Annotated in this window: 20 protein-coding genes; 13 read left to right on the top strand and 7 right to left on the bottom strand. The window is 71.6% G+C overall.

The features are described from left to right. Positions 1–51: 51 nt before the first annotated feature. The 8 genes from AC3RJ7_RS12660 (at position 52) to AC3RJ7_RS12625 (ending at position 8,174) form a co-directional block, all read left to right on the top strand. Positions 52–1,209 (top strand): CaiB/BaiF CoA transferase family protein, encoded by a 1,158-nt coding sequence (locus AC3RJ7_RS12660; RefSeq protein ID WP_491456213.1) that lies wholly within the window; start codon positions 52–54, stop codon positions 1,207–1,209. Between the two features lie 43 nt (positions 1,210–1,252). Next, positions 1,253–2,449, top strand: coding sequence for an acyl-CoA dehydrogenase family protein (locus AC3RJ7_RS12655; protein ID WP_491456212.1), 1,197 nt, complete (start codon positions 1,253–1,255; stop codon positions 2,447–2,449). Positions 2,450–2,481: 32 nt separating this feature from the next. Next, entirely contained in the window at positions 2,482–3,996 is a 1,515-nt protein-coding gene (locus tag AC3RJ7_RS12650; protein ID WP_491456211.1) for an aldehyde dehydrogenase (NADP(+)), read from the top strand. 102 nt (positions 3,997–4,098) lie between these two features. Further along, positions 4,099–4,569 carry a hypothetical protein gene (locus AC3RJ7_RS12645; RefSeq protein ID WP_491456210.1) on the top strand — a complete coding sequence of 157 codons (471 nt, stop codon included), beginning with the start codon at positions 4,099–4,101 and terminating at the stop codon, positions 4,567–4,569. 216 nt (positions 4,570–4,785) lie between these two features. After that, positions 4,786–5,610, top strand: a complete 825-nt coding sequence (locus tag AC3RJ7_RS12640; RefSeq protein ID WP_491456209.1) for an amino acid ABC transporter substrate-binding protein — start codon at positions 4,786–4,788, stop codon at positions 5,608–5,610. 194 nt (positions 5,611–5,804) lie between these two features. Further along, positions 5,805–6,464, top strand: coding sequence for an amino acid ABC transporter permease (locus tag AC3RJ7_RS12635; RefSeq protein WP_491456953.1), 660 nt, complete (start codon positions 5,805–5,807; stop codon positions 6,462–6,464). Further along, positions 6,451–7,251 (top strand): amino acid ABC transporter ATP-binding protein, encoded by an 801-nt coding sequence (locus AC3RJ7_RS12630; RefSeq protein WP_491456208.1) that lies wholly within the window; start codon positions 6,451–6,453, stop codon positions 7,249–7,251. Before AC3RJ7_RS12635 ends, AC3RJ7_RS12630 begins: the two co-directional genes overlap by 14 nt. Before the next feature lie 128 nt (positions 7,252–7,379). Continuing rightward, the gene (locus AC3RJ7_RS12625) at positions 7,380–8,174 is read left to right on the top strand and encodes a Pr6Pr family membrane protein (protein WP_491456207.1); all 795 of its coding nucleotides are present in this window, start codon (positions 7,380–7,382) and stop codon (positions 8,172–8,174) included. On the opposite strand, the gene AC3RJ7_RS12620 is transcribed toward AC3RJ7_RS12625, so the two are convergent. From AC3RJ7_RS12620 to AC3RJ7_RS12610, 3 genes are all read right to left on the bottom strand, one after another. Then, on the bottom strand, positions 8,059–9,627 hold the full coding sequence (locus AC3RJ7_RS12620) for a flavin monoamine oxidase family protein (protein WP_491456206.1): 1,569 nt from the start codon (positions 9,625–9,627) through the stop codon (positions 8,059–8,061). The genes AC3RJ7_RS12625 and AC3RJ7_RS12620 overlap by 116 nt on opposite strands. 358 nt (positions 9,628–9,985) lie before the next feature. Next, the gene (locus tag AC3RJ7_RS12615; protein ID WP_491456205.1) at positions 9,986–11,395 is read right to left on the bottom strand and encodes an aspartate aminotransferase family protein; all 1,410 of its coding nucleotides are present in this window, start codon (positions 11,393–11,395) and stop codon (positions 9,986–9,988) included. 99 nt (positions 11,396–11,494) lie between these two features. Next, entirely contained in the window at positions 11,495–13,045 is a 1,551-nt protein-coding gene (locus tag AC3RJ7_RS12610; protein WP_491456204.1) for a CoA-acylating methylmalonate-semialdehyde dehydrogenase, read from the bottom strand. 194 nt (positions 13,046–13,239) lie between these two features. Between AC3RJ7_RS12610 and AC3RJ7_RS12605 the strand changes: the two genes are divergently transcribed. From AC3RJ7_RS12605 to AC3RJ7_RS12590, 4 genes are all read left to right on the top strand, one after another. Continuing rightward, positions 13,240–14,793 carry a PucR family transcriptional regulator gene (locus AC3RJ7_RS12605; RefSeq protein WP_491456203.1) on the top strand — a complete coding sequence of 518 codons (1,554 nt, stop codon included), beginning with the start codon at positions 13,240–13,242 and terminating at the stop codon, positions 14,791–14,793. A gap of 204 nt (positions 14,794–14,997) precedes the next feature. Continuing rightward, positions 14,998–15,456, top strand: a complete 459-nt coding sequence (locus AC3RJ7_RS12600) for a VOC family protein (RefSeq protein ID WP_491456202.1) — start codon at positions 14,998–15,000, stop codon at positions 15,454–15,456. Between the two features lie 10 nt (positions 15,457–15,466). After that, complete coding sequence (locus tag AC3RJ7_RS12595) at positions 15,467–16,198, top strand: winged helix-turn-helix transcriptional regulator (protein WP_491456201.1); 732 nt, start codon at positions 15,467–15,469, stop codon at positions 16,196–16,198. A 121-nt stretch (positions 16,199–16,319) separates the two neighbouring features. Then, entirely contained in the window at positions 16,320–16,970 is a 651-nt protein-coding gene (locus tag AC3RJ7_RS12590; RefSeq protein ID WP_491456200.1) for a hypothetical protein, read from the top strand. A 94-nt stretch (positions 16,971–17,064) separates the two neighbouring features. On the opposite strand, the gene AC3RJ7_RS12585 is transcribed toward AC3RJ7_RS12590, so the two are convergent. From AC3RJ7_RS12585 to AC3RJ7_RS12575, 3 genes are read right to left on the bottom strand one after another with little or no spacing between them, the layout of a single operon-like run. Continuing rightward, positions 17,065–18,441 carry an NAD-dependent succinate-semialdehyde dehydrogenase gene (locus AC3RJ7_RS12585; protein WP_491456199.1) on the bottom strand — a complete coding sequence of 459 codons (1,377 nt, stop codon included), beginning with the start codon at positions 18,439–18,441 and terminating at the stop codon, positions 17,065–17,067. A gap of 32 nt (positions 18,442–18,473) precedes the next feature. Next, a complete protein-coding gene (locus AC3RJ7_RS12580; RefSeq protein WP_491456198.1) occupies positions 18,474–18,866 on the bottom strand; it encodes a cupin domain-containing protein in 393 nt (130 codons plus the stop codon). Further along, complete coding sequence (locus AC3RJ7_RS12575) at positions 18,863–20,314, bottom strand: NAD(P)/FAD-dependent oxidoreductase (RefSeq protein ID WP_491456197.1); 1,452 nt, start codon at positions 20,312–20,314, stop codon at positions 18,863–18,865. Before AC3RJ7_RS12575 ends, AC3RJ7_RS12580 begins: the two co-directional genes overlap by 4 nt. A 361-nt stretch (positions 20,315–20,675) precedes the next feature. On the opposite strand from AC3RJ7_RS12575, the gene AC3RJ7_RS12570 reads away from it, so the two are divergent. Then, the gene (locus AC3RJ7_RS12570; RefSeq protein ID WP_491456196.1) at positions 20,676–22,820 is read left to right on the top strand and encodes a winged helix-turn-helix domain-containing protein; all 2,145 of its coding nucleotides are present in this window, start codon (positions 20,676–20,678) and stop codon (positions 22,818–22,820) included. 3 nt (positions 22,821–22,823) lie between these two features. Here AC3RJ7_RS12570 and AC3RJ7_RS12565 read toward each other — a convergent pair whose 3' ends face one another. Continuing rightward, positions 22,824–23,153 (bottom strand): carboxymuconolactone decarboxylase family protein, encoded by a 330-nt coding sequence (locus AC3RJ7_RS12565; protein ID WP_491456195.1) that lies wholly within the window; start codon positions 23,151–23,153, stop codon positions 22,824–22,826. Positions 23,154–23,165 lie beyond the last annotated feature (12 nt).

Genomic DNA, 23,165 nt, shown 5'->3' with positions numbered 1-23,165 from the left:
ATGAATGAACGTGCGGCCGGTCGGCCGCACGCATGCGAAGGCGGATGGACCATGAGCGAGCGACCCGAACCGGCGACCGAGGGCGTCCTCCACGGGCTGCGCGTCGCGGACTTCTCCCGCGTGCTCGCCGGCCCGTACGCGACGATGATGCTCGCCGACTTCGGCGCCGACGTCGTCAAGATCGAGCCGCCGGCCGGTGACGACACCCGGCACTGGAAGCCGCCGGTCGACGCGAGCGGCATGGCGACGTACTTCGGCAGCGTCAACCGGAACAAGCGGTCCATCGCGCTCGACCTCACGAACGAGGCGGATGCCTCGGAGGCGCGCCGCCTCGCCGCCTCGGCGGACGTCGTCATCGAGAACTTCCGGCCCGGGGTGATGGCGCGGTTCGGCCTCTCCTACGATGAGGTCCGCGCGCTCAACCCGCGCGTCGTCTACTGCTCGATCACCGGCTTCGGCGCGGGTGAGGGCGCGGCGCTCGCCGGGTACGACCTGCTCGTGCAGGCCGTCGGCGGCCTCATGTCGATCACCGGCGAGCCCGAGGGGGAGCCCGCCAAGGCCGGCGTCGCCCTCGTCGACGTGCTGTGCGCGCAGAACGCGCTCGCCGGCATTCTGCTCGCGCTCCGCGAGCGCGACCGCACGGGCCGCGGACAGCTCGTCGAGGTGAACCTGCTGCAGAGCCTGCTCTCGGCGCTCACGAACCAGGCGGCATCGACCCTCGCGACCGGGCGGGCGCCGCGCCGGCTCGGCAACGCGCACCCGTCGATCGCGCCCTACGCCGTGTTCCCGGCCGCCGACCGCGACCTCGTGATCGCCGTCGGCAACGACAAGCAGTTCCGCTCCCTCGTGCGGCTGCTCGCCGAGGCATCCCCGCAGGCCGCCTCGCTCGCCGATGACGAGCGCTACGCGACCAACGAGGCTCGCGTCGCCCACCGCGACCACCTGCACGCCGAACTGGAAGCGGCCCTCGCGACGGCGCCCGCGGCGCACTGGGTCGCCGTGTGCAGTGCCGCGGGCGTGCCGGCGGGCCTCGTCAACGACGTCGCCGAGGCGATCGCCTTCGCCGACGGGCTCGGCCTCGAACCCGTCGTCGAGCTCGGCCCGAGCCGCACCGTGGCGAACCCCATCGGGCTCGCCGAGTCATCCCCCCGCTACCTGACCCCGCCGCCCGCGCTCGACGAGCACGCCGGCGCCGACTGGCTCGCCTGAACCCGCGCCCCGGCGCGACCCGAGACCCACCGAAAGGAACCCCATGACGACCGCACCCCGCATCGACCAGGTCTTCGACTTCGACGCGCTGCTCACCGACGAGGAGCGCGAATGGCAGCAGAAGGCGCGCGCCTTCGCCCAGGAGCGCATCCTCCCGATCATCGAGGAGGACTTCGAGAACAAGCACTTCCGCAAGGAGCTCGTGCGCGAGCTCGGCGCGGCCGGCTTCCTCGGCATGCACCTGAAGGGCTACGGCTGCGCGGGCGCCGGGGCGGTCTCGTACGGCCTCGTCTGCCTCGAGCTCGAAGCCGCCGACTCGGGCTGGCGCACCCTCGTGTCGGTGCAGGGCTCGCTCGCGATGAGCGCGATCTACAAGTACGGCTCCGAAGCGCAGAAGCAGCAGTGGCTGCCGGGCATGGCCGCGGGCGAGCTCATCGGCTGCTTCGCACTCACCGAGCCGCAGGGCGGCAGCGACCCGGCCGCGATGACCACGGTCGCCCGCCGCGAGGGCGACGAGTGGGTCATCGACGGTGCGAAGCGCTGGATCGGCCTCGCCGCGCTCGCCGACGTCGCGGTCGTCTGGGCGCGCGTCGAAGACCCTTCGGGCGAGTTCGGCGAGGGTGCGAAGGCCGTGCGCGGCTTCATCGTGCCGACGTCGACCCCCGGCTTCACGGCGACCGCGATCGACGGCAAGCTCTCGATGCGCGCGAGCGTGCAGTGCGACATCGACCTCGACGGCGTGCGCCTGCCCGCCGACGCGATGCTGCCCGACGCGGCCGGACTGTCGGGCCCCTTCGGCTGCCTCAACGAGGCCCGCTACGGCATCGTCTGGGGCGCGATGGGCGCCGCCCGCTCGTGCCTCGAGGTCGCGCTCGAGCGCTCGATCACGCGCGAGGTGTTCGGCAAGCCGATCGGCGCGAACCAGCTGACGCAGGCGAAGCTGGCCGACATGTTCCTCGAGGTCGAGAAGGGCACGCTGCTCGCCCTGCACCTCGGCCGCCTGAAGGAGGCCGGCAAGCTGACCCCCGCACAGATTTCGGTCGGCAAGCTCAACAGCGTGCGCGAGGCGCTCGAGATCGCGCACCAGGCGCGCACGATCCTCGGCGGTGACGGCATCACGAACGCGTTCCCGGTCATGCGGCACGCGGCGAACCTCGAGTCGGTGCGCACCTACGAGGGCACCGACGAGATCCACCAGCTGATCCTCGGCCGCGCCCTCACGGGCCTCAACGCGTTCTAGACCCGCGGGACGGCGAGAGAGACGAGAAGAGCATGAACACGGATGCCTCGGGCATCGCGCCGCGCACTGAGCCGGCGTTCAGCGACGACCGCGTCGAACCGACGCCGGCGAGCGAGGTCGAGTTCGCGGTGCGGCTCGCCGCGGCATCCGGGCTCGAACGCTCGGCGCGCGCGGAGCGCGGCCGGTGGCTGCGCGCGATCGCCGACGCCGTCGAGGTGAACCGCGACGAGCTCGTCGCGATCGCGGGCGACGAGACCCACCTGTCGGCGGCCCGCTTGAACGGCGAGGTCACGCGCACGGCCACGCAGCTGCGGTTCTTCGGCGACGTCGTCGACGAGGGGTCGTACCTCGAGGCGGCGATCGACTCGCCCGACGCCTCGCTCATCCCGCCGCGGCCCGAGCTGCGACGCATGCTGCGCCCGATCGGGGTCGTCGCGGTGTTCGCGGCGTCGAACTTCCCGTTCGCGTTCTCGGTGCTCGGCGGCGACACCGCCTCGGCGCTCGCGGCGGGCTGCCCCGTCGTCGTGAAGGCGCACCCCGGGCACCCGCGGCTCTCGCGGCGCATCACCGAGATCGCGCGCGACGCGCTGGCGGCGGCCGGCGGGCCCGCTGACGCACTGCAGCTCGTCGAGGGCATGGAGCAGGGCACCGCGCTCGTCGAGCACCCGCTGGTGACCGCGGTCGGGTTCACCGGCTCGACGCGCGGCGGGCGCGCGCTCTTCGACCTCGCGAACGCGCGGCCGGCCCCGATCCCGTTCTACGGGGAGCTCGGCTCGATCAACCCCGTCGTCGTGACGCGAGCCGCGGTGGCGACGCCCGCCGAGGTCGCGGGCGTCGCGGCGGGCCTCGCGGGCTCGTTCACGCGCGACGGCGGGCAGTACTGCACGAAGCCCGGGCTCGTGCTCGTGCCCGAGGGCGCCGGGTTCGAGGCGGCACTCGTCGACGCGCTCGACACGGCCGCCCCGCAGCGCCTGCTCACCGATGGCATCGCCGCGGCCTTCGACCGCGGCTCGGTCGCGCTCGCCGAGCGCGACGACGCCGAGCTCGTCTTCGCTGGGGAGCGTGCGGCCGACGTCGCCGCGCCCGTCGTCGTCGCGACCTCCGCCGACGCGTTCGTCGCCGCGCACGACACGTTCCTCGAGGAGTGCTTCGGTCCGCTGACGGTGCTCGTGCGCTACGGCTCCGACGCGCAGCTCGCCGCGGCGCTCGACGTGCTCGAGGGCTCGCTCACCGCGTCCATCCACCACGCACCCGGCGAAGACGTCGCCGCACTCGCCGACCGACTCATGCAGGTCGCCGGGCGCCTCGTCTTCAACGGCTGGCCGACCGGCGTCGCGATCGCGTGGGGCCAGCACCACGGCGGAGGCTGGCCCGCGACGACCGCGTCGGTGCACACGTCGGTCGGTGCGACGGCGATCCGCCGCTGGCTGACCCCGGCGACCTGGCAGGACGCCCCGGCGTCGGTGCTGCCGCCCGAGCTCGCCGACGGCAACCCGCTCGGCGTTCCCCGCCGTGAGGACGGGGTGTTGGTGGCTTCGTTCGGGTGAGGTGGAGCTGCATGGCGCTCGGCAGGGGTGCCGTGGGTCCCTCGATGCTCGAGCTCACCCGATCGTGGTGAGGTGTGATGGCTGAGCTCTAGCATCGTGGCAATGAGCCCACGCCGAACTCGACACGCCATCGCTGCATTCGTCGTCTGCGCCGGCATCGTCTTGTTGACGGGTTGCCAAGCGGTGCATCGCACTGCCCTGAGGCTGAATGAGGATGGCTCGTTCGACTTCGGCACGTGTCACGCGCTGGATGACGTCAGCGGCGGAACCGCTGACGCGTACCTCCGCGAGAACGACTTGCATGCGGGTGTTGCGAATCTCTCTCCCGGCGATCTGCCTGAAGATGTGGCTGCCGGTGATGTCATCCACATCCCGGCGCCGGCGACCGACGACTGGGATCGGGTGGAGGTCATCATCGAGGGCAAGTACACGACTCGCGCAGGAGAGACCATCGCGTCGACGGTGGAGGGCCTGTTCCAGCGCAACGATCTTGAAGTCGGAGAGTGGTCATGGGCCCAGACGGGCATCTTCGTCGGGACCATCCCCGTCGAGGAGTGCGAACTGAACGAATGACCGCGGGGTGGTGAAGCCCAGATACTGGGATGTTCCTACCCGACGGAGAAGTCGATCGGTCGTCCGCAGCGCGGCCTCCGATACGGCGTCGCCGGCGCGAACAGGGAATGCAACGTGGGGTAACGCCGTTTCACCTTGCGGCCGGGTCGTGATGGACTCGTCCGCATCGAAGCCGCGCACTCGCGGCCGCACCCCTCCCCACGAACGGAGCACCACATGTCTCGCGCCCCTCGCGCTCGTACCCTGCTCGGCCTCGCCGCCGCATCCCTCGCCGTCGTCGCGCTCGCGGCGTGCTCGTCGGCAGGGTCGAACGACACCGGCGCCGACGCATCGGCGAAGGGCGACGAGTACGGCCTCGTGAAGGCCGGCACGCTCACGGTCGCGACCGAGGGCACCTACAAGCCGTTCACCTACCACGAGGGCGGGGCGGGCGAACTCGTCGGCTACGACGTCGAGGTGGCCGAGGCCGTCGCCGACAAGCTCGGCCTCGAGGTCGAGTTCCAGGAGACGCAGTGGGACGCGATCTTCGCGGGCCTCGACGCCGGTCGCTTCGACGTGATCGCCAACCAGGTCTCGATCAACCCCGAGCGCAAGGAGAGCTACCTCTTCTCGACGCCGTACACCGTCTCGCCGAGCGTCGTCGTGGTCAACGAGGGCGACACCTCGATCTCGAGCTTCGAGGACCTCGAGGGCAAGACCACCGCCCAGTCGCTCACGAGCAACTTCTACCAGCTCGCCGTCGACGCCGGCGCGAAGGTCGAGGCCGTCGAGGGCTGGGCGCAGGCCGTCGCCCTCCTCGAGCAGGGCCGTGTCGACGCGACCGTCAACGACAAGCTCACCTACCTCGACTACGTCAAGCAGACTCCCGACGCGAAGCTCGCCGTCGCGGCCGAGACCGACCCGAGCGAGAGCGCGCTCGCGTTCACGAAGGACAAGACCGCCCTCGTCGAGGCCGTCGACGCCGCCCTCGCGGAGCTCCGCGAGGAGGGTGTGCTCGCCGAGCTCGGCGAGAAGTACTTCGGCGAGGACGTCTCGCAGTAGACCGGAGGCGTGGTCTCGATTCGCTCCTTCGTCGCCAGGTTTCGATACGGCGCTGGCGCGCCTACTCAACCCGGCGCTCGACCGACGAGCGAATCGATCACCCGGCGGATGTCGCGTTCCGCCCCCGGTTCCCGAGTGGAATCATGGGGTGACGCGGCATCCGCCGTCACTTTTCTCGAGGCGGTGGAGCGATGATCGACTGGCAACTCGTGGCCGAATCCTTCTGGCCACTCCTCCTCGGCGGGCTGACCGGCACCATCCCGCTCGCGCTGGCGTCGTTCGCCCTCGGGCTCGTGATCGCGCTCGGCATGGCGCTCATGCGCATCTCCAAGAACCGGGTCCTGAACGGCATCGCGAGGTTCTACATCTCGGCCATCCGCGGCACGCCGCTGCTCGTGCAGCTCTTCGTGATCTTCTACGGCATGCCGTCGGTCGGAATCACGATCGACCCGTGGCCGAGCGCGATCATCGCGTTCTCGCTCAACGTCGGCGGCTACGCCGCCGAGGTGATCCGCGCGGCGATCCTGTCGGTGCCGAAGGGCCAGTGGGAGGCCGGGTACACGATCGGCATGTCGCCGGGCACGACGCTCAGGCGCCTCATCCTGCCGCAGGCGGCGCGCGTCTCGGTGCCGCCGCTCTCGAACACCTTCATCTCGCTCGTGAAGGACACGTCGCTCGCCTCGACGATCCTCGTGACCGAGATGTTCCGGATCGCCCAGCAGATCGCCGCGTTCAGCCAGAAGTTCCTCCTCATCTACATCGAGGCGGCGCTCATCTACTGGATCTTCTGCTTCGTGCTCTCCGCTGCGCAGAACCTCGTCGAGAAGAGGCTGGACCGCTATGTCGCCCACTGACCCGCTCGCCCCCGTCGAAGCACCCGACGACCGCGTGCTGCTCGAGGCCCGAGGCATCCGCAAGTCGTTCGGCGACAACGAGGTGCTGCGCTCGATCGACCTCGAGGTGCGTCGCGGCGAGGTCGTCGTGCTCATCGGGCCGAGCGGCTCGGGCAAGACGACCGTGCTGCGCTCGCTCAACGGCCTGGAGACGCCCGACGCCGGCACGGTCTCGATCGCCGGCGGGCCGTCGCTCGACTTCTCCGCGCCCATCTCGAAGGCCGAGCGGTACGCGCTGCGCGACCGCTCGGCGATGGTGTTCCAGCAGCACAACCTGTTCCCGCACATGACCGTGCTGCAGAACGTGATCGAGGGCCCGGTTCGCGTGCAGAAGGTGCCGCGCGCGCTGGCGATCGCCGAGGCGACCGCGCTGCTCGAACGCGTCGGCCTCGCCGAGAAGCGCGACGCTTACCCGTTCGAGCTCTCGGGCGGCCAGCAGCAGCGCGTCGGCATCGTGCGCGCGCTCGCGCTGAAGCCCCAGCTGCTGCTCTTCGACGAGCCGACGAGCGCGCTCGACCCCGAACTCGTGGGCGAGGTGCTGCAGGTCATCGACGAGCTCGCCGCCGAGGGCTGGACGATGGTCGTGGTCACCCACGAGCTCGGCTTCGCCCGGCACGCGGCCGACGAGGTGCTGTTCATGGACGGCGGCGTCGTCGTCGAGCGCGGCGCGCCGAAGGACCTGTTCGCGAACCCGCGCGAGGAGCGGACGAAGCGGTTCCTCGAGCGCATCCTGCGGCCGCTCGACTGAGGGAGGTCGGTCGAGTGGGCGCGCAGCGCCGTATCGAGACCACGGTCCGCCGGCGCGTGGTCGCGATACGCTGCTTCGTCGCCACCCGGCCGGCGGGAGCGGGTGCGGGTGCGGGATAGCGTGGAGACATGGCCGCCCCGCGTTCCGAGAGCGACGCGGGTGCGGTGCGCGCGGTCGAGGCGCGGACCCGGCGGGTTCGGCGGGCGCGCGTCGCGCTCGGCGTCTTCCGGCTCGGCATCGCTGCGCTCGAGGTCATCGCGCTCATCGGCAACTTCCAGTACGTGCTCGGGTTCCGCTTCTTCGCGACGGCGAACTTCTTCAGCTACTTCACGGTGCAGTCGGCGTTCCTCGCCGTGGTGACGCTCGGCGTCGCCGGCGCATTCGCGCTGCTCGCGACGCACGATCCGCCCTGGCTCGGCATCGTGCGCACCATGGTGACCGTGTACGTGCTCGTCTCGGGCATCGTGTTCGCCCTCATCGTGACGCAGGCGTCGACGCGCGACTACCGCGTCGACGTGCCCTGGTCGGACACGTTGCTGCACTTCGTCGTGCCCGCGCTCGCCGTGATCGCATGGGCGGCCGACAGCGTCATCGGCGTGAACCCGCCGGTGCCGTGGTCGACGATCGGCTGGGTGCTCGTCTTCCCGTCGGTGTGGCTCGTCTACACGCTCCTCCGCGGCGCCGACGTCGGCTGGTACCCGTACTTCTTCCTCGACGAGGCGCAGGTCGGCGGCGCCATGGGGGTGGCCTTCTACTGCGCCCTCGTGCTCGTCATCTTCGTGACGCTCACGGCGGTGCTCGTCGCCGTCAACCGGTGGTTGCAGCGGGCGGCGGAGGCGCGAAGGGCACGAGATCGTCGAGCACCGCTGCCTGGAACGCCCGATCGTCGAGATCGTCGAGCAGGCGCGCCTGTGCCGCAGTGAGGATGCCGACGAGCACGGGCGGCCCGCCGGTGAACGGAACGCTGGTCTCCGCGCCGTCGACCTCCGGAGCCTCGGGCTTCGGATACCCGTTCGCCGCACCGAGGTCGATCCACGCCGAGACCTGCGCACCGACGCCGACGACCGTGTAGAGGTCCGGTGCCGACGCGGATGCATCGCCCGTCGTCTCGCCCGACGCGGGCTGCGCGGGGCGCCAGAACGCCTCGTCGAACCGCAGCCAGACCAGGTCGACGGCGCCCGTGCGCAGCCGCGCGAGCGATCGCAGGTGCCCCGCGGGCAGCGGCGGGTCGAACACGAACGCGTCGGACTGCAGCACCCCGAGCGGCACCGCGACGATCGCGCGGTCGGCCGACACCGACTCGCCCGAGTCGAGCCGGAGCGAGACCCGGCGTTCGGTCGCGTCGAGCCGGGTCACGGCGCTGCCGACGGCGATGTCGAGCCCGTCGGCGAGCAGGTCGGCCACGTCCGAGAGGCGGCCGGTGACGAGCCGCCGCGGCGTCGACGCGAGCCCCGCGAAATCGGTGTTCGCCGAGACGAGCGTCGAACCCGCGCCCGTGAACGGCTCGATGCCCGAGCGCACGGTGTGGCTCAGCCACTCGCCGGGTTCGACGCCCTCGATCGCGCCGCCCGCGGGCGGCAGCATCCCCGCGCCCGTGAACGCGGCGGCGAGCGACACGTCGGCGGGCTGCTCGGCCGCCCACGCGTGCGCCGCCGCGACCGCGTCGGGCCCGGTCGCCGGCACGGCGACGGTGCGGCCGTCGAGCGTGCGGGTCTCGGTCTGCGCGCTGAACGGCACGGTCGCGACGGATGCCTCGTCGAGGAGCGCCGCGAGCGCCTCGTCGTCGTCGACGAAGAGCGGGCCGAGCTCGACCGGGCGGCCGAACGCGTCGTCGGCGACCGTGTCGATACGCCCGCCGATGCGCGTGCGCGCCTCGACCACGATGACCTCGAACCCGGCGCGGTCGAGCTCCCGCCCTGCGGCGAGGCCGGCGATGCCCGCGCCGATGACCGCGACGCGTTCGCCGGGCTCGGCGACCGACATGAGCGACGCGGCGGCGTCGACGCCCGAGCGCAGCGCGCCCTGCAGCGTGCCGGGCGCGTCGGCCGAGCAGGCCTCGCCGGCGAACCAGATGCGGTCGCCCACCGGCTCCGCGAGCGCCGCCCGCAGGTCGGGCGTCGTGTCGACGGCCCGGAATCCGAAGGCGCCGCGGGCGAACGGGTCGGTCGCCCAGCGCGACCGGCGCATCGCCGTCGGCAGGGGAACGCCGCCGGGCGTCGCCGTCGGCGCGGGGGTCGTCGGCGTCGGCGTGGGTGTGGGGGAGGGCTTCGGCTCTGGACCGGTGCAGCTCGCGAGGACGACGGTCGCCGTGCCGGAGATCGCCGCGGCGAGGAATCCGCGACGGCTCACGCCGCCCCCGCCAGCCCGCTCTCGCATGCTCTCAGGCTATCCGCGCTCAGCGATTTCCGTCGCGGCGCTCTTCGACCACCCGGCCGCCCGACGAGTCGCAGGAGGAGACGGCTGGGTGGGGCGAGTTCTCGGGCTCACCCGGCGATTGCTCCTGCGACTCGTCACGGCTCACGCGTGCCGCCCGACGAGTCGCAGGCGGAAACGGCGCGACGGGACGCGTGCGCGGCGATTTCGGCCGATTTCTCCTGCGACCCGTCGGCGGGTGCCCTCGTGCGCTCGGGAAACGACGAATCGCCCGTATCCGTGCAGATACGGGCGATTCGTTCTGATCGGGTGGTCTCGATGCGCTTGGCTGCTCGACCGACCGACCCGCCGACCGGCGCGGTTACGCGGTGACGTAGCCGTCGGCGACGGTGAGGGCCTCGTCGATGATGTCGAGGCCGCGCACGAGCTCCTCTTCGCTGATGACGAGCGGCGGGGCCACGTGCATCCGGTTGAAGTGGATGAACGGCCACAGCCCGGCCTGCTTGCACGCGGCGGCGACGGCGCCCATCGGCGCCGCGTCGCCGCCGGCGGCGTTGAACGGGACGAGCGGCTCACGGGTCGAGGCATCCTTCACGAGCTCGATCGCCCAGAAGAGGCCGAGGCCGCGCACCTCGCCGACCGACGGGTGCTTCGCGGCGATCTCGCGCAGACGCGGGCCGACGACGCGCTCGCCGAGGTCGCGCACCCGCTCGAGGATGCCGTCGCGCTCGAACACCTCGAACGTCGCGACGCCCGGGGCGCACGCGAGCGGGTGGCCCGAGTACGTGAGTCCGCCCTGGAACGCGACCGTGTCGAAGTGCGCGGCGATCTTCTGCGAGATCACGACGCCGCCGAGCGGCACGTAGCCCGAGTTGACGCCCTTCGCGAAGGTGATGAGGTCGGGGGTGACGCCGAAGTGGTTCACGGCGAACCACTCGCCGACGCGACCGAAGCCGACCATGACCTCGTCGGCGATGTACACGATGCCGTACTTGTCGCACAGCGCGCGGACGCCCTCGAGGTAGCCGGGCGGCGGCACGAGCACGCCGTTGGTGCCGACGATCGTCTCCATGATGATCGCGGCGATCGTCGAGGCACCCTCGAGCACGATGACCTGCTCGAGGTGGGCGAGCGCGCGCTGCGCCTCCTCTTCGGGCGTGGTCGCGCCCCACGACGAGCGGTACTCGTACGGGCCGAAGAAGTGCGCGACGCTGCCGTCGCTCGGCTCGTTCGCCCAGCGGCGCGGGTCGCCCGTGAGCGAGATCGCCGTGGCGGTGCCGCCGTGGTAGCTGCGGTACATCGAGAGCACCTTGCGGCGGCCGGTGACGGCACGCGAGAGGCGCACCGCGTACTCGTTGGCGTCGGCGCCGCCGTTGGTGAAGAACACCTTGTCGAGGTCGCCGGGGGCGGCCTCGGCGATGCGGCGGGCGAGCTCGCCGCGCACGTCGGACGCCATCGAGGGCTGGATCGTCGTGAGACGACCGGCCTGCTGCTGGATGGCGGCGACGAGGTCGGGGTGCTGGTGGCCGAGGTTGAGGTTCACGAGCTGCGACGAGAAGTCGAGGTACTCGTTGCCCTGGTAGTCCCAGAAGGCAGCACCTGCGCCGCCCGCGATGGGCAGCGGGTCGATGAGGGCCTGCGCGCTCCACGAGTGGAACACGTGGGCGCGGTCGTCGGCGCGGACCTGCGCGTCGGCCGCGGCGTCGGGCAGCTGGTGCACGGCGCCGTGGCGGTCGGTGTAGGCCGGGCCGTCGATGAGGGTGTCGGTCATTTCGGATGCCTTTCGGAGCACCGTCGGTCGAGTAGCGCAGCGTATCGAGACCACCGAGGGTCTCGATACGCGCTTCGCGCTACTCGACCGGCGAACGGGTCAGTGGTTCTGCGGGAAGCCGAGGTTGATGCCGCCGTGGGTGGCCGGGTCGAGCCAGCGGCTCGTGATGGCCTTCTCGCGGGTGAAGAAGTCGAAGCCCTGCACGCCGTACGCCTTGGAGTCGCCGAACAGCGACTGCTTCCAGCCGCCGAACGAGTGGTAGGCGACGGGCACGGGGATCGGCACGTTGATGCCGATCATGCCGACCTCGACCTCGTTCTGGAATCGGCGGGCCGCGCCGCCGTCGTTCGTGAAGATCGCGGTGCCGTTGCCGAACTGGCCCGAGTTGATGAGGTCGACGCCCTCCTGGAAGGTCTCGACGCGCACGACCGAGAGCACCGGGCCGAAGATCTCCTCGGTGTAGGCGCGCGACGTGGTGGGCACGCGGTCGAGCAGGGTCGGGCCGAAGAAGAACCCGTCCTCGTGGCCGTCGACGGTGAAGCCGCGGCCGTCGACGACGATCTCGGCGCCGTCCTGCTCGGCGATGTCGACGTACGAGGAGACCTTGTCGCGGTGCACGCCCGTGATGAGCGGGCCCATGTCGGGCTCGACGCCGTCGACGCCCGCGCCGTTGCCGATGCGCAGCTTGCCGATGCGCTCGGTGATCTTGGCGATGAGCTCGTCGGCGACGGGCTCGACGGCCAGCACGACCGAGATCGCCATGCAGCGCTCGCCCGCGGCGCCGTAGCCGGCGTTGATCGCCATGTCGGCGGCGAGGTCGAGGTCGGCGTCCGGGAGGACGAGCATGTGGTTCTTCGCGCCGCCGAGGGCCTGCACGCGCTTGCCGTGCTTCGAGGCGGTCTCGTAGATGTACTGCGCGATCGGGGTCGAGCCGACGAACGAGATCGACTGGACGTCGGGCGAGGTGAGCAGGCCGTCGACGGCGAGCTTGTCGCCCTGCAGCACGGTGAAGACGCCGTCGGGCAGGCCGGCCTCCTTCCAGAGCTCGGCGAGCCAGAGGGCGGCCGACGGGTCCTTCTCGGAGGGCTTCAGCACGACGGCGTTGCCCGCGGCGATCGCGATCGGGAAGAACCACATCGGCACCATGGCCGGGAAGTTGAAGGGGCTGATGATGCCGACCACGCCGAGGGGCTGCTTGATCGAGTACACGTCGATGCCGGTGGAGGCGTTCTCGGAGAAGGCGCCCTTGACGAGGCTGGGGAAGCCGGTCGCGAGCTCGACGACCTCCTGGCCGCGGGCGATCTCGCCGGCGGCGTCGGAGAGGACCTTGCCGTGCTCGGCGGTGATGATCGCGGCCAGCTCGCCCTTCCGCGAGTTCAGCAGCTCGCGGAACGAGAACAGCACCGACTGGCGCTTGGCGATCGAGTACTCGGACCAGACCTTGAAGCCGGCGACGGCCGATGCGATCGCCGCGTCGATCTCGGCCTGGTCGGCGAGCGCGACCTCGGCCTGCACGACACCGGTCGCGGGGTTGTACACCGGGGCCGTGCGGCCCGACGTCGAGGCGCGAACTGCGCCGTCGATCCAGTGCCCGATCACCGGTGTCTCGGAAGTCGTGGTGGATGACGAGGCGGTCTCGGTGATGCTCATCGCAGCTCCTTCAGCTGGTCGTGCGGGTGTCCGGTCGGACAGAATGGCCGATGCTCGGCTAAGCTTCAGATTCCAAGTGTTGCAGAGGCGAAGTGAGCGAGGCGATGGCAGTTCGTCGCGAAGATGTGTCGATCCGAACGGATCGTCCGAGTGGCTGGAACCCGGTGATGCCGGCGGTCGGCGACGGAGCGGCGATGCCGACCGTGCGCGAGATCCTCGCGCTCCAGGCGTTCACCGACGGGGTGCCCGAGCTGCTCGTGGGCGGCGACGGGCTCGACGCTCCGGTGCGCTGGGCGCACGTGTCCGACAGCGCCGGTGTGGCACGCCTGCTCGACGGCGGCGAACTGCTCCTGTCGACCGGATCGGGGTGGCCCACCGAGCCCGACGAACTCGCGGCCTTCGTGCGCGGACTCGTCGACGCGGGGCTCTCGGGGCTCGTGCTCGAACTCGGCGCGCACTACCGGTACGTGCCGGCCGTGGTCGTCGAGACGGCGCAGGAGCACGGCCTCGCCCTCGTCGCGCTGCACCGCGAGGTCAAGTTCGTCGCCCTGACCGAGGCGGTGCACAGCCGCATCATCTCCGAGCAGACCGCCGCCCTGCGCGCCCGCGACGAGGTCCGCGAGCGTTTCACGGCGCTCAGCCTGCGCGGCTCGCCGGCCGATTACATCGTCCAGCAGCTCGCGCAGACGCTCGGCGCACCGGTCGTGCTCGAGAACCTCGCGCACGAGGTCGTGGCCGCCGAGGTGCCCGCCGGCGACGAGGCCGAGCTCCTCGCGAACTGGGAGACCCGTTCGCGCCACGCGCACGACGACGACGCCCTGCTCATCGTTCCGGTCGAAGCCCGCGGCATCCGGTGGGGACGTCTCATCGCCCTGCCCGGGCCGAGTCACCCCGCCGGGCGCACCGGCGTCCTCGAGCAGGGGGCGATCGCGCTCGCCCTCGGCCGGCTCGCCGACGGCACCGACGTCGACGAGTGGGTGCGCGCGGGTCGTCAGCGGCTCATCGAGGCCCTGCTCGACGGTCGGTTCGCGGGCCTGCCCGCGGCGGCCGGCCGGCTCTCGGCGGCCGGGTTCCCGGTCGACCAGGCGACCCTGTACGGCCTCGTCGTGATCGGGGCTCCGATCGAGCTCCGCGCGGTCGACGCCGCAGCCCGCGAACTCGGCGGGCGGGCGCTCGCCGGCACGGCGCCGGGGGCGGCGGCCACCGCGGTCGTCCTGCTCTCGCTGCGCGCCGACGCCGTCCTCGACGATGACCGCGCCCGGGCGTTCGCCCGCGCGGTCGCCGGCTCCGAGGCTTCCGTGGAGCGGATGGTGGTCGCGATCGGATCGCGCGCGACCGGGCTCGACGGCCTGCTCGGCTCGGTGCAGGAGGCGCTCGACCTGGCGCGCGCGCCGGGTGCCCGCCCGGCGCGCGGGCCCGTACTGCGCCGCGCCGAGAACCGCCCGCTCGTGCGGCTCGTGACCTCGCTGCGCGACGACCATCGCCTGCAGCGGCACAGCGAGCAGATGCTGGCGCCGCTCATCGAGTACGACCTCGCGCGCGGCGGCGACCTGCTCGACGTGCTCGGCGCGACGCTCGCCCACCCCGGCAACCGCACGGCGGCCGCGGCGGCGTCGCACCTGTCGCGATCGGTCTTCTACCAGCGGCTCGCGCTCATCGCCGACCTGCTCGACGTCGACCTCGATGACGGCGAGACCCTCACCGCACTCCACCTCGCACTGCTCGTTCGTCGGAGCGGCGCGCGCTGATCCTCGAATCGAGTGGGCAATGGTCGTCCGCTGTCGCGCGATATCGGACGACCATTGCCCGTTCGATCGTTGCGGCTCGCTCGCCGAGCGGCTCGCGCTGAGGCATCCCGAATCGGTCGTTACTTGCTATTGACAAGTGAACTTGTTAAGAGCAAGCTGGTGCTCGCAACCACGAAAACAACCACGATCCCGATGGGGGAGATCATGACCGCGACCAGCATCTTCGTGAACCTGCCGACGACCGACCTCGAGCGCGCGAAGGCGTTCTACGAGGCCCTCGGCTTCAGCATCAACCCGCTCTTCACCGACGAGAACGCCGCGTGCGTCGTGCTCGACGAGAACATCTACTTCATGGTGCTCACGCGCGAGTACCTCGGCACCTTCACCGACAAGCAGATCATCGACACCAAGACCCAGGCGCAGACGAGCATCTCGTTCACCCGCGACTCGCGCGACGAGGTCGACGCGGTGCTCGCCAAGGGCCTCGCCGCGGGCGGCAGCGAGCCGCGCGAGGCGCAGGACTACGGCTTCATGTACTCGCGCGACCTCGAAGACCCCGACGGCAACATCCTCGGCTTCCTGTTCATGGAGCAGGCGGCCGTCGAGCAGGGCCCCGACGCGTACATGGCCCAGCAGGCGGCCGGCGGCGCGGCCTCGGCCTGAGGCATCCCGCATGGCGACGCGCGCCGCTCGCGGCTTCGGCCAGTACAGCGGCGTGGCCCGGGCCCTCGAGCGGGTCGGCGAACGGTGGGCATTGCTCATCGTGCGCGACCTGCTCGGGGGCGCCCGGCGTTACAGCGATCTCAAGGCGTCGTTGCCCCGCATTCCGACGAACATCCTGAGCGATCGGCTGCGCGAGCTCGGCGAGGCCGGCGTCATCCGCCGTGTGCCGATGGTGCGCGGCGGGTACGAGCTCACCGAGCTCGGCCGCGAGCTCGCCCCGGTGGTGGCCGCCCTCGAGCGCTGGGGGTGGGCCGTCCTCGGTGACCCGGTCGACGGCGAGACGGTGAGCGCCGACTCCGTCGCCTTCGCACTGCGCTCGGCCTTCAGGGCGGATGCCGCGGCGTCGATGCCGCCGACGGAATACGTGCTTCACGTGGCCGGCGACGGTGCGGCCGATCCCGAGGCGGCCGTCTCGGTCTCCGCGATCGTCGTCGGACCGACGCTCGACGTCGCGCCCGTCGGGCCGGGCGCGCTGCCCCAGCCCCGACGGTCGGTGCACGAGCCCGTGCCGCAGGCCGTGCTCGAGCTCGAGCTCGCGCCGGGGCGGCTGCGCGCGCTGCTCGCGGGCGAGGTGACCGAGTCGTTCGGCGGCGACGCAGAGCTGCTCGCAAGGTTCTGCGCCACGTTCCGCATCGATCCGGCCGGCCCGGCGCCCGGCACGGCGCATTCGGCCGTGGCCTGACCGGCGGGGCGGTGCCCGGGGCGGGCGTTACCGAAGCGATACGCGGCACGTCCGCGCGGGTCGTGGTGCGGCGGCTACGTTGACATGACGCGGCCTCGTCCGCTCGACCCGGAGGAGCCGCATGACCCGCACCGCGCCCATCACCGCCCTCGTCCTCGCCGCGTGCGCGGTCTTCGCGTTCGGCGGGTGTGCAACGCCGTCCTCCTCGGCCGAGGAGCCGACGGCGGGGCCGACTGCGCAGGTCACGCCCGCCGCGACCCCGAGCGCGGCGCCGTCGCCCAGTCCGACGCCGGTCGCCGCCGACCCGGCGGACGTCTCGACGTGGGTGATCACTGCGTCGGGGATCGGGCCGATCGAACGGGGCGCACCGTACCCCGAGGTTCTCGAGGAACTCACGACCTTCGACGTCGAGCCGTCGAACCTGTGTCCCGAGCTCGTGTACCTCGAGCGCGAGGACACGGCGCGCGTCCTGCTGATCCTGTCCGACGACGGCGCCACGGTCGACCGAGTGTGGGTGTTCGGCTCCGCCCGCGACCCCGGCGGCCCCCGCGACGGCGGAGCCACCGAGGCCGGCATCCGCCTCGGCTCGACCCCGGCCGATCTCGAGGCCGCCTACCCCGAGCTCGAACTGGTCATCGAGCGACCGAGCTCCACGGGGTACGCCGTCGGCGACGACGAATCGGGATGGATCGACTTCACCGTCGTCGAGGGCGCCGTCGTGGGTATCGCCGCATCCGACTCGAAGTACACGCCCTCGGAGTTCTGCGCGTAACGGCCGGAGCGGCGAGGAGGCTCCAGGTCGACCGCGCCGGAACGAGAACGGCCCGCCGGCGTGATGCCGGCGGGCCCGTTCTCGGGTCGTGCGACTACTTCGCGACGAACGAGAGGCGCTTGTTCGAGAACTCGCCGATGCCGACGGGGCCCATCTCGCGACCGAAGCCCGAGCGCTTCACGCCGCCGAACGGGAGCTCGGCGGCCTCGGCCGCGATCGTGTTGACGTGCGTCATGCCGACCTCGAGGCGCGAGGCGATGCGTGCGGCGCGCGCTTCGTCGGTGGAGAACACCGACCCGCCGAGCCCGAGCGCGCAGTCGTTCGCGAGTTCGAGGGCCTCCTCGTCGCTGTGCACCCGGTAGACCGTCGCGACCGGGCCGAAGATCTCCTCGCGGTACGACTCGGAGTCGCGGGGCACGTCGGTGAGCACGGCGGGGGAGTAGTACGCGCCCGGGCCGTCGGCGAGGACGCCGCCCGCGACGAGGGTCGCGCCCTCGGCGACGGCCTTCTGCACCTGGGCGTGCACCGTCTCGGCGGCGGTGCGCGTCGACAGCGGGGCGTACTGGCCCTCGCCGAGGTCGAGCTGGTCGCCCGGCTCGAGGCCGGTGGCGAGCTTCGTCAGCTCGGCGACGAACTCGTCGTAGATGTCGTCCATGACGATCATGCGCTTGTTCGAGTTGCAGACCTGGCCGCCGTTGTAGACGCGGAAGTCCCACGCCGCCTTCGCCACGGCCGCGACGTCGTCGGAGTCGAGCACGACCATCGGGTCGATGCCGCCGAGCTCGAGCACGGCCTTCTTGAGGTGACGGCCGGCCTGCTCGCCGATGATCGCACCCGCCCGCTCGGAGCCGGTGAGCGAGACGCCCTGCACGCGCGGGTCGGCGATCATCGTCGCGATCTGGTCGTGCGACGCGAACACGTTCTGGTAGCCGCCGACCGGCACCCCGGCCTCCTCCATGATCTCCTGGATCGTGAGGGCCGAACGCGCGCAGATGTCGGCGTGCTTGAGGATGATCGTGTTGCCGAGCACGAGGTTCGGCGCCGCGAAGCGGGCGACCTGGTAGTACGGGAAGTTCCACGGCATGACGCCGAGCAGGGCGCCGACCGGCAGCTGCTCGATGACCGCCTTGCCCGGGATCGTCGAGGGGATCTCGTGGTCGGTGATGAGGCTCGGCCCGTACACCGCGTAGTACTCGATGATCGAACGGGCGAACTCGACCTCGTCGAGCGACTCGGCGATCGACTTGCCCATCTCGACGGCGATGAGCCGTGCGAGCTCGTCACGTCGCTCGTCGAAGAGCTCGGCCACGCGCTTGACGGCCGCGGCGCGCTCCTGCACGCTGCGCTCGCGCCACTCGCGGTACGCGCCGTCGGCCGCCGCCAGGGTCTGCTCGATCTCGGCGTCGGTCGCCGACTCGAAGGTCTCGACGATCTCGCCCGTCGCGGGGTTCTGCACCCGATACTTCGCCATGTTCGTTTCCTCCTGAAATCTCTCTCCGAGCCTCAGCGCTCGATGAATACCTTGCGGAGCGGTTCGCGAACCGTCCAGATCGTCTTCATGCCCGCCTCGAGGCGGACGACCGCGCCCGGGGCGAGCACGATCGGGTCGCCCGGCCGTCCGGTCGACGGCACGTGCTCGAACTCGACCGTCGCCGCGCCCGCGAGCACGACGAACACCTCGTCGACCTCGACGTCGCGCATCGCGCCGACCGACATCTCCCACACGCCGATCTCGCCCGCGTCGGACGAGTCGAGCGCGACGTACGCCGTCGTCGGGCTGCCTGCGACGACCTGGTCGGCCGGCACCGGCTCGTGCTCGAGCGCCAGGCCCGAGGCATCCGTCAGCGCACCCGCGACGAGCCGCAGGTCGGCGCCCATGCCCTCGGAGCCGGTCACGAGTCGAACCCCAGGCCGAGCGCGTCGAGCGTCTTCAGCAGCACGTTGCGCTTGCCCCGGTTGTGGTCGGCGCGGTCGAGCGACCAGCGCGTCGCGTTGATGCCCATGGCCGCGACCGGCTCGGGCGGGAACGGCAGGGGCCGCTTGCGCACCATCTCGAGGGTGGTGCGCTCGTTCTCGCGGCCCTCGAGGAGGTCGAGCATGACCTCGCCTGCGAAGCGGGTCGAACCGACGCCGAGGCCGGTGAAGCCCTGCGCGTACGCGACGCGGCCGTCGCGGGCGGTGCCGAAGAACGCGGTGAACTGCGTCGACGTGTCGATCGCGCCCGCCCACTGGTGGCTGAACCGCAGGCCCTCCAGCTGCGGGAAGGTCGTGAAGAAGTGGCTCGCGAGCCTGCGCCACGTCTCGGGGCGATTCTCGTACTCGTCGCGCACCTTGCGGCCGTAGTGGTAGATCGCGTCGTACCCGCCGAACAGGATGCGGTTGTCCTTCGACAGGCGGTAGTAGTGGAACTGGTTCGCCATGTCGCCGATGCCCTGGCGGTCGTTCCAGCCGATCGAGTCGAGCTGCTCGGCCGACAGCGGCTCGGTCATGAGCACGTAGTCGTAGACCGGCACGGTCATCAGCCGGTTGCGCTTGAGCAGCGACGGGAACACGTTCGTCGCCAGCACCGCGTGCTTCGCGTCGACGCGGCCGCCCGCGGTGACGACGCTCACCGCGCCCGTCGACCCGGGGGTCTCGAGCCGCCGCACGGGCGAGTGCTCGAAGATCTCGACGCCCCGCTCCTCGGCCACGCGCGCGAGCTCGGCGGCGAGGCGGGCGGGGTGCACCATGGCGTTCGTGCGCTTCTCCCACACGCCCGCGAGATAGGTCGGCGACTTGACGGATGCCTGGACCGCGGCCTCGTCGAGGAACACGACGTCGTCGCCCTCGCCGTGCTTCGCGGCCTCGTCGGCCCAGTCGCGCAGCCACTCGACCTGGTGCTCCTCGATCGCGGGGGCGAGCTGGCCCGTGCGCTCGAACTGGAAGTCCATGCCGAACTTCGCCTCGCTCGCCTCGATGGCGTCGAGGTTCTCCATGCCGAGGCGGTGGAGCAGCTCCATCTCCTTCGGCCAGCGGGCCTGGCCGTTCTCGTCGCCGTGCGTGAGGCTCGCCTCGCAGAAGCCGCCGTTGCGGCCCGAGGCCGCCCAGCCGATGCGCTTGGCCTCGACGAGCACGACGCGGGCGTCGGGGTTGCGCTCCTTCGCGAGGAGCGCCGTCCAGAGGCCGGTGTAGCCGCCGCCGACGACGACGAGCTCGGCGACCTTCGTGCCCGAGAGCTTCGGCCGGCTCGGCTTGAGGGCGTCGGGCAGGTCGTCGCGCCAGAACACCGAGTGGTCGGTGCGGGCGAGCGAGTGCTCGATGACGGATGGGTTGGGGATGCGTCGTTCGAAGACGGTGGTGCCCACGGGAAATCACTCCGATGCGATTGGTTGTCATCCATCCTGACGGCGGCGGGTCGAGGTCGCCACCGGTGGTTGTCGTGATCTGGCCGCGCGGCCGAACGACTTGTCCGACCGGCGGGGCGTCCGCCGTGCCGCAGCACCCCGATCCGTACCCCCCGTTCGCGGGGCAAGGCCCGGAATGGCGCGAGATGTCATGCCGGGGTACCCCGTTCTCGTGAATAGACTCCACCATATGGACGGTATGACGGCCGTGCGGGGGGACATTTCGTCGGGGTCGGGTGCCAGCACCGTCTCGGCGCTCGAGAGCCTGCCCGTTGCCGAACGGCGAGAACGGAAGTTCTCGCCGCCCCGTACCCGCGGCGCGATGGTGAGTCGCCGACGCCTGATCGAGCGGGCCCGCACGTCGCGCGCGCCGCTGGTGAGCCTCGTGGCGCCGGCCGGTTACGGCAAGTCGACCATGCTGCGCGAGTGGGCCGACCTCGACGAGCGCGTGCTCGTGTGGGTCTCGCTCGACCGCTTCGACGACGATCCGGCCGCGCTCGTCAGCGTGATCGCGCAGGCGTTCGACCAGGCCCTGCCGGGTGACGAGCGCATCGCGGGCGTCGCCGCCCTGCCGATGACCGGGCCGGCGGTGCTCGGGCGCGCCGCGCCGTTGCTGGCCTCGGCGATCGAGCTCGTCGACGTCCCGTTCGTCCTCGCGCTCGACGACGTGCACGAAGCCGATTCCCCCGACTGCCAGGACGTGCTCGAGGTCGCGCTCGCCCGCATCCCCGAGGGCTCGCAGGTCGTGATGGCGAGCCGGCACGTCCCGCCGTTCCTGTCGCGCCTCCGGCTCGGCGGCGATGTCGTCGAGATCGGCGCCGAGCACCTGCGGCTCGGCGTCGACGACGCCCGCCGGGTGTTCGACGTGCTCGACGCCGAAGCCGCCGACGAGGTGCTCGAGCAGATCGTGGCGCACACGGAGGGCTGGCCGACGGGCATCACGCTCGCCGCGCTCGTGGCGCGCGACGGAGGCGACCCCGTGGACGTCGGCGGCGACGACCGGTTCGTCGCCGACTACCTCTACCGCGCCTGCTACGTCGCGCTCTCGCCCGACGACCAGTCCTTCCTGCGGCGGACCGCGCTGCTCGAACACCTCTCCGCGGGCTGCTGCGACGAGGTGCTCGACCGGAACGACTCGCGCGCGCGGCTGCGCGATCTCGAACGGCGCGGCCTGTTCCTCGTGCCGATCGACCGCCGCCGCGGCGAGTACCGCTACCACCAGCTGTTCCGCGAGTTCCTGCTCGCGGAACTCGATCGGGCCGAGCCCGGCGCAGCGCGTGACCTGCACCGGCTCGCAGCGGCCTGGTGCGAATCGCACGACCACGTGCACCTCGCGATCGAGCACCTCCTCGCCGCGGGCGACCACGAGCAGTCCGTCCGCCTCGTGGCCGAACGCGGGCTGACGGCATACCAGGCCGGTGAACTCGCCGCGCTCACGCGCTGGATGGAGGAGCTCGGCGATGAGGCCATCGCCTCGTTCCCGCCCCTCGTCGTGCACGCGGGTCTTCGCGCCATCCTGGCGGGCCAGCCCGCCGAGGCCGATCGCTGGGCTCGCATGTTCGACCGCATCGAGTACGACGCGCCACCCGAGTTCGGCCTCCCGCAGTACGAGTCGGCCCGGGCGATGGTGCGGGTGATCATGTGGCGCGAGGGCCTCGCTGCGGCGACCGCCGATGCCGCCTACGCGCTCGGCGAGGAGTCGCCGTCGAGCCTGTGGCGCGACCAGGCGCTGCACCTCGTCGCCTGGACGAAGCAGCTCGGCGGCGACGTCGACGGGGCGGTGCTCGCGTACGGCCAGGCGACCGCGCAGGCCGAATTGTTCGGCAACTCCGACACGATCCTGCTGAGCGAGGCCGAACTCGCCGTCATCGCCTTCGAGCGCGGTTCGATCGAGGATGCCGCGGCCCACGCCGATCGGGCCCTGACGGTGATCGAGTCGAGCAACATGCACGGCTACGCCACGACGATGCTCGCTCTCGCCATCGGCGCTCGCATCGCCATCCGGCGGCGCGACCTCACCACGGCCGAGCGGCTGCTCGCGAGCGCCATGCGCGATCGGGGCCTCTGCACGCACGTCATGCCGGTGTTCGCCGTCAAGGTACGCCTCGAACTCGCCAAGGCGTTCGCCGCGCTCGGCCGGGCGGCGACGGCCGCCCACCTGCTCCAGGAGATCGACGACCTGTTGCGGGCCCGCCCCGGCCTCGGCACACTCGTCGACGACGTCGACGAGTTCCGCACGTCGCTCGAGCATTCGCGCGAGGTGCTCGGCACGTCGCCCCTCACCCCGGCGGAGCTGCGATTGCTGCCGTACCTGCAGACGCACCTCACCATCGGCGAGATCGGCGAGCGACTGTTCGTCTCGCGCAACACCGTGAGCTCGCAGGTCGGGTCGATCTACCGGAAGCTGCAGGTCACGACGCGCGGCGCCGCCGTCGAGCGCGCGGCCGATCTCGGCCTGCTCGGCTGACCGTCACACGTCGCCGGTGACGAAGGTCTCGAGATCGAGTCCGAGGGCCACCGCGAGGTGCTGCGCAGCGGCGACCGCGCGCGGCACGCCGACGATGGGGATCACGCCGACCACCACGTGCACCATCTCGGGTGCCGTCGCTCCCGCCCTGACTGCGGCGTCGGCCATGGCGGCGAACGACGCGTCGGTTCCGCCGACGCCGACGAGCGCACCGAGCCGGGACAGCGCGAGCGACTTCGCCGTCAGCGAGCACGAGTCGGGCTCGACGAAGGCATCGCTCGACAGGCGGTCATCGGCGATCGCGAGGCGGCGCAGCGCTTCGATGTGGTCCATGGCGGGTGCTCC

This window comes from Agromyces solani (genome assembly GCF_058349925.1).
This window is presented reverse-complemented; position numbering and strand designations above follow the sequence as displayed.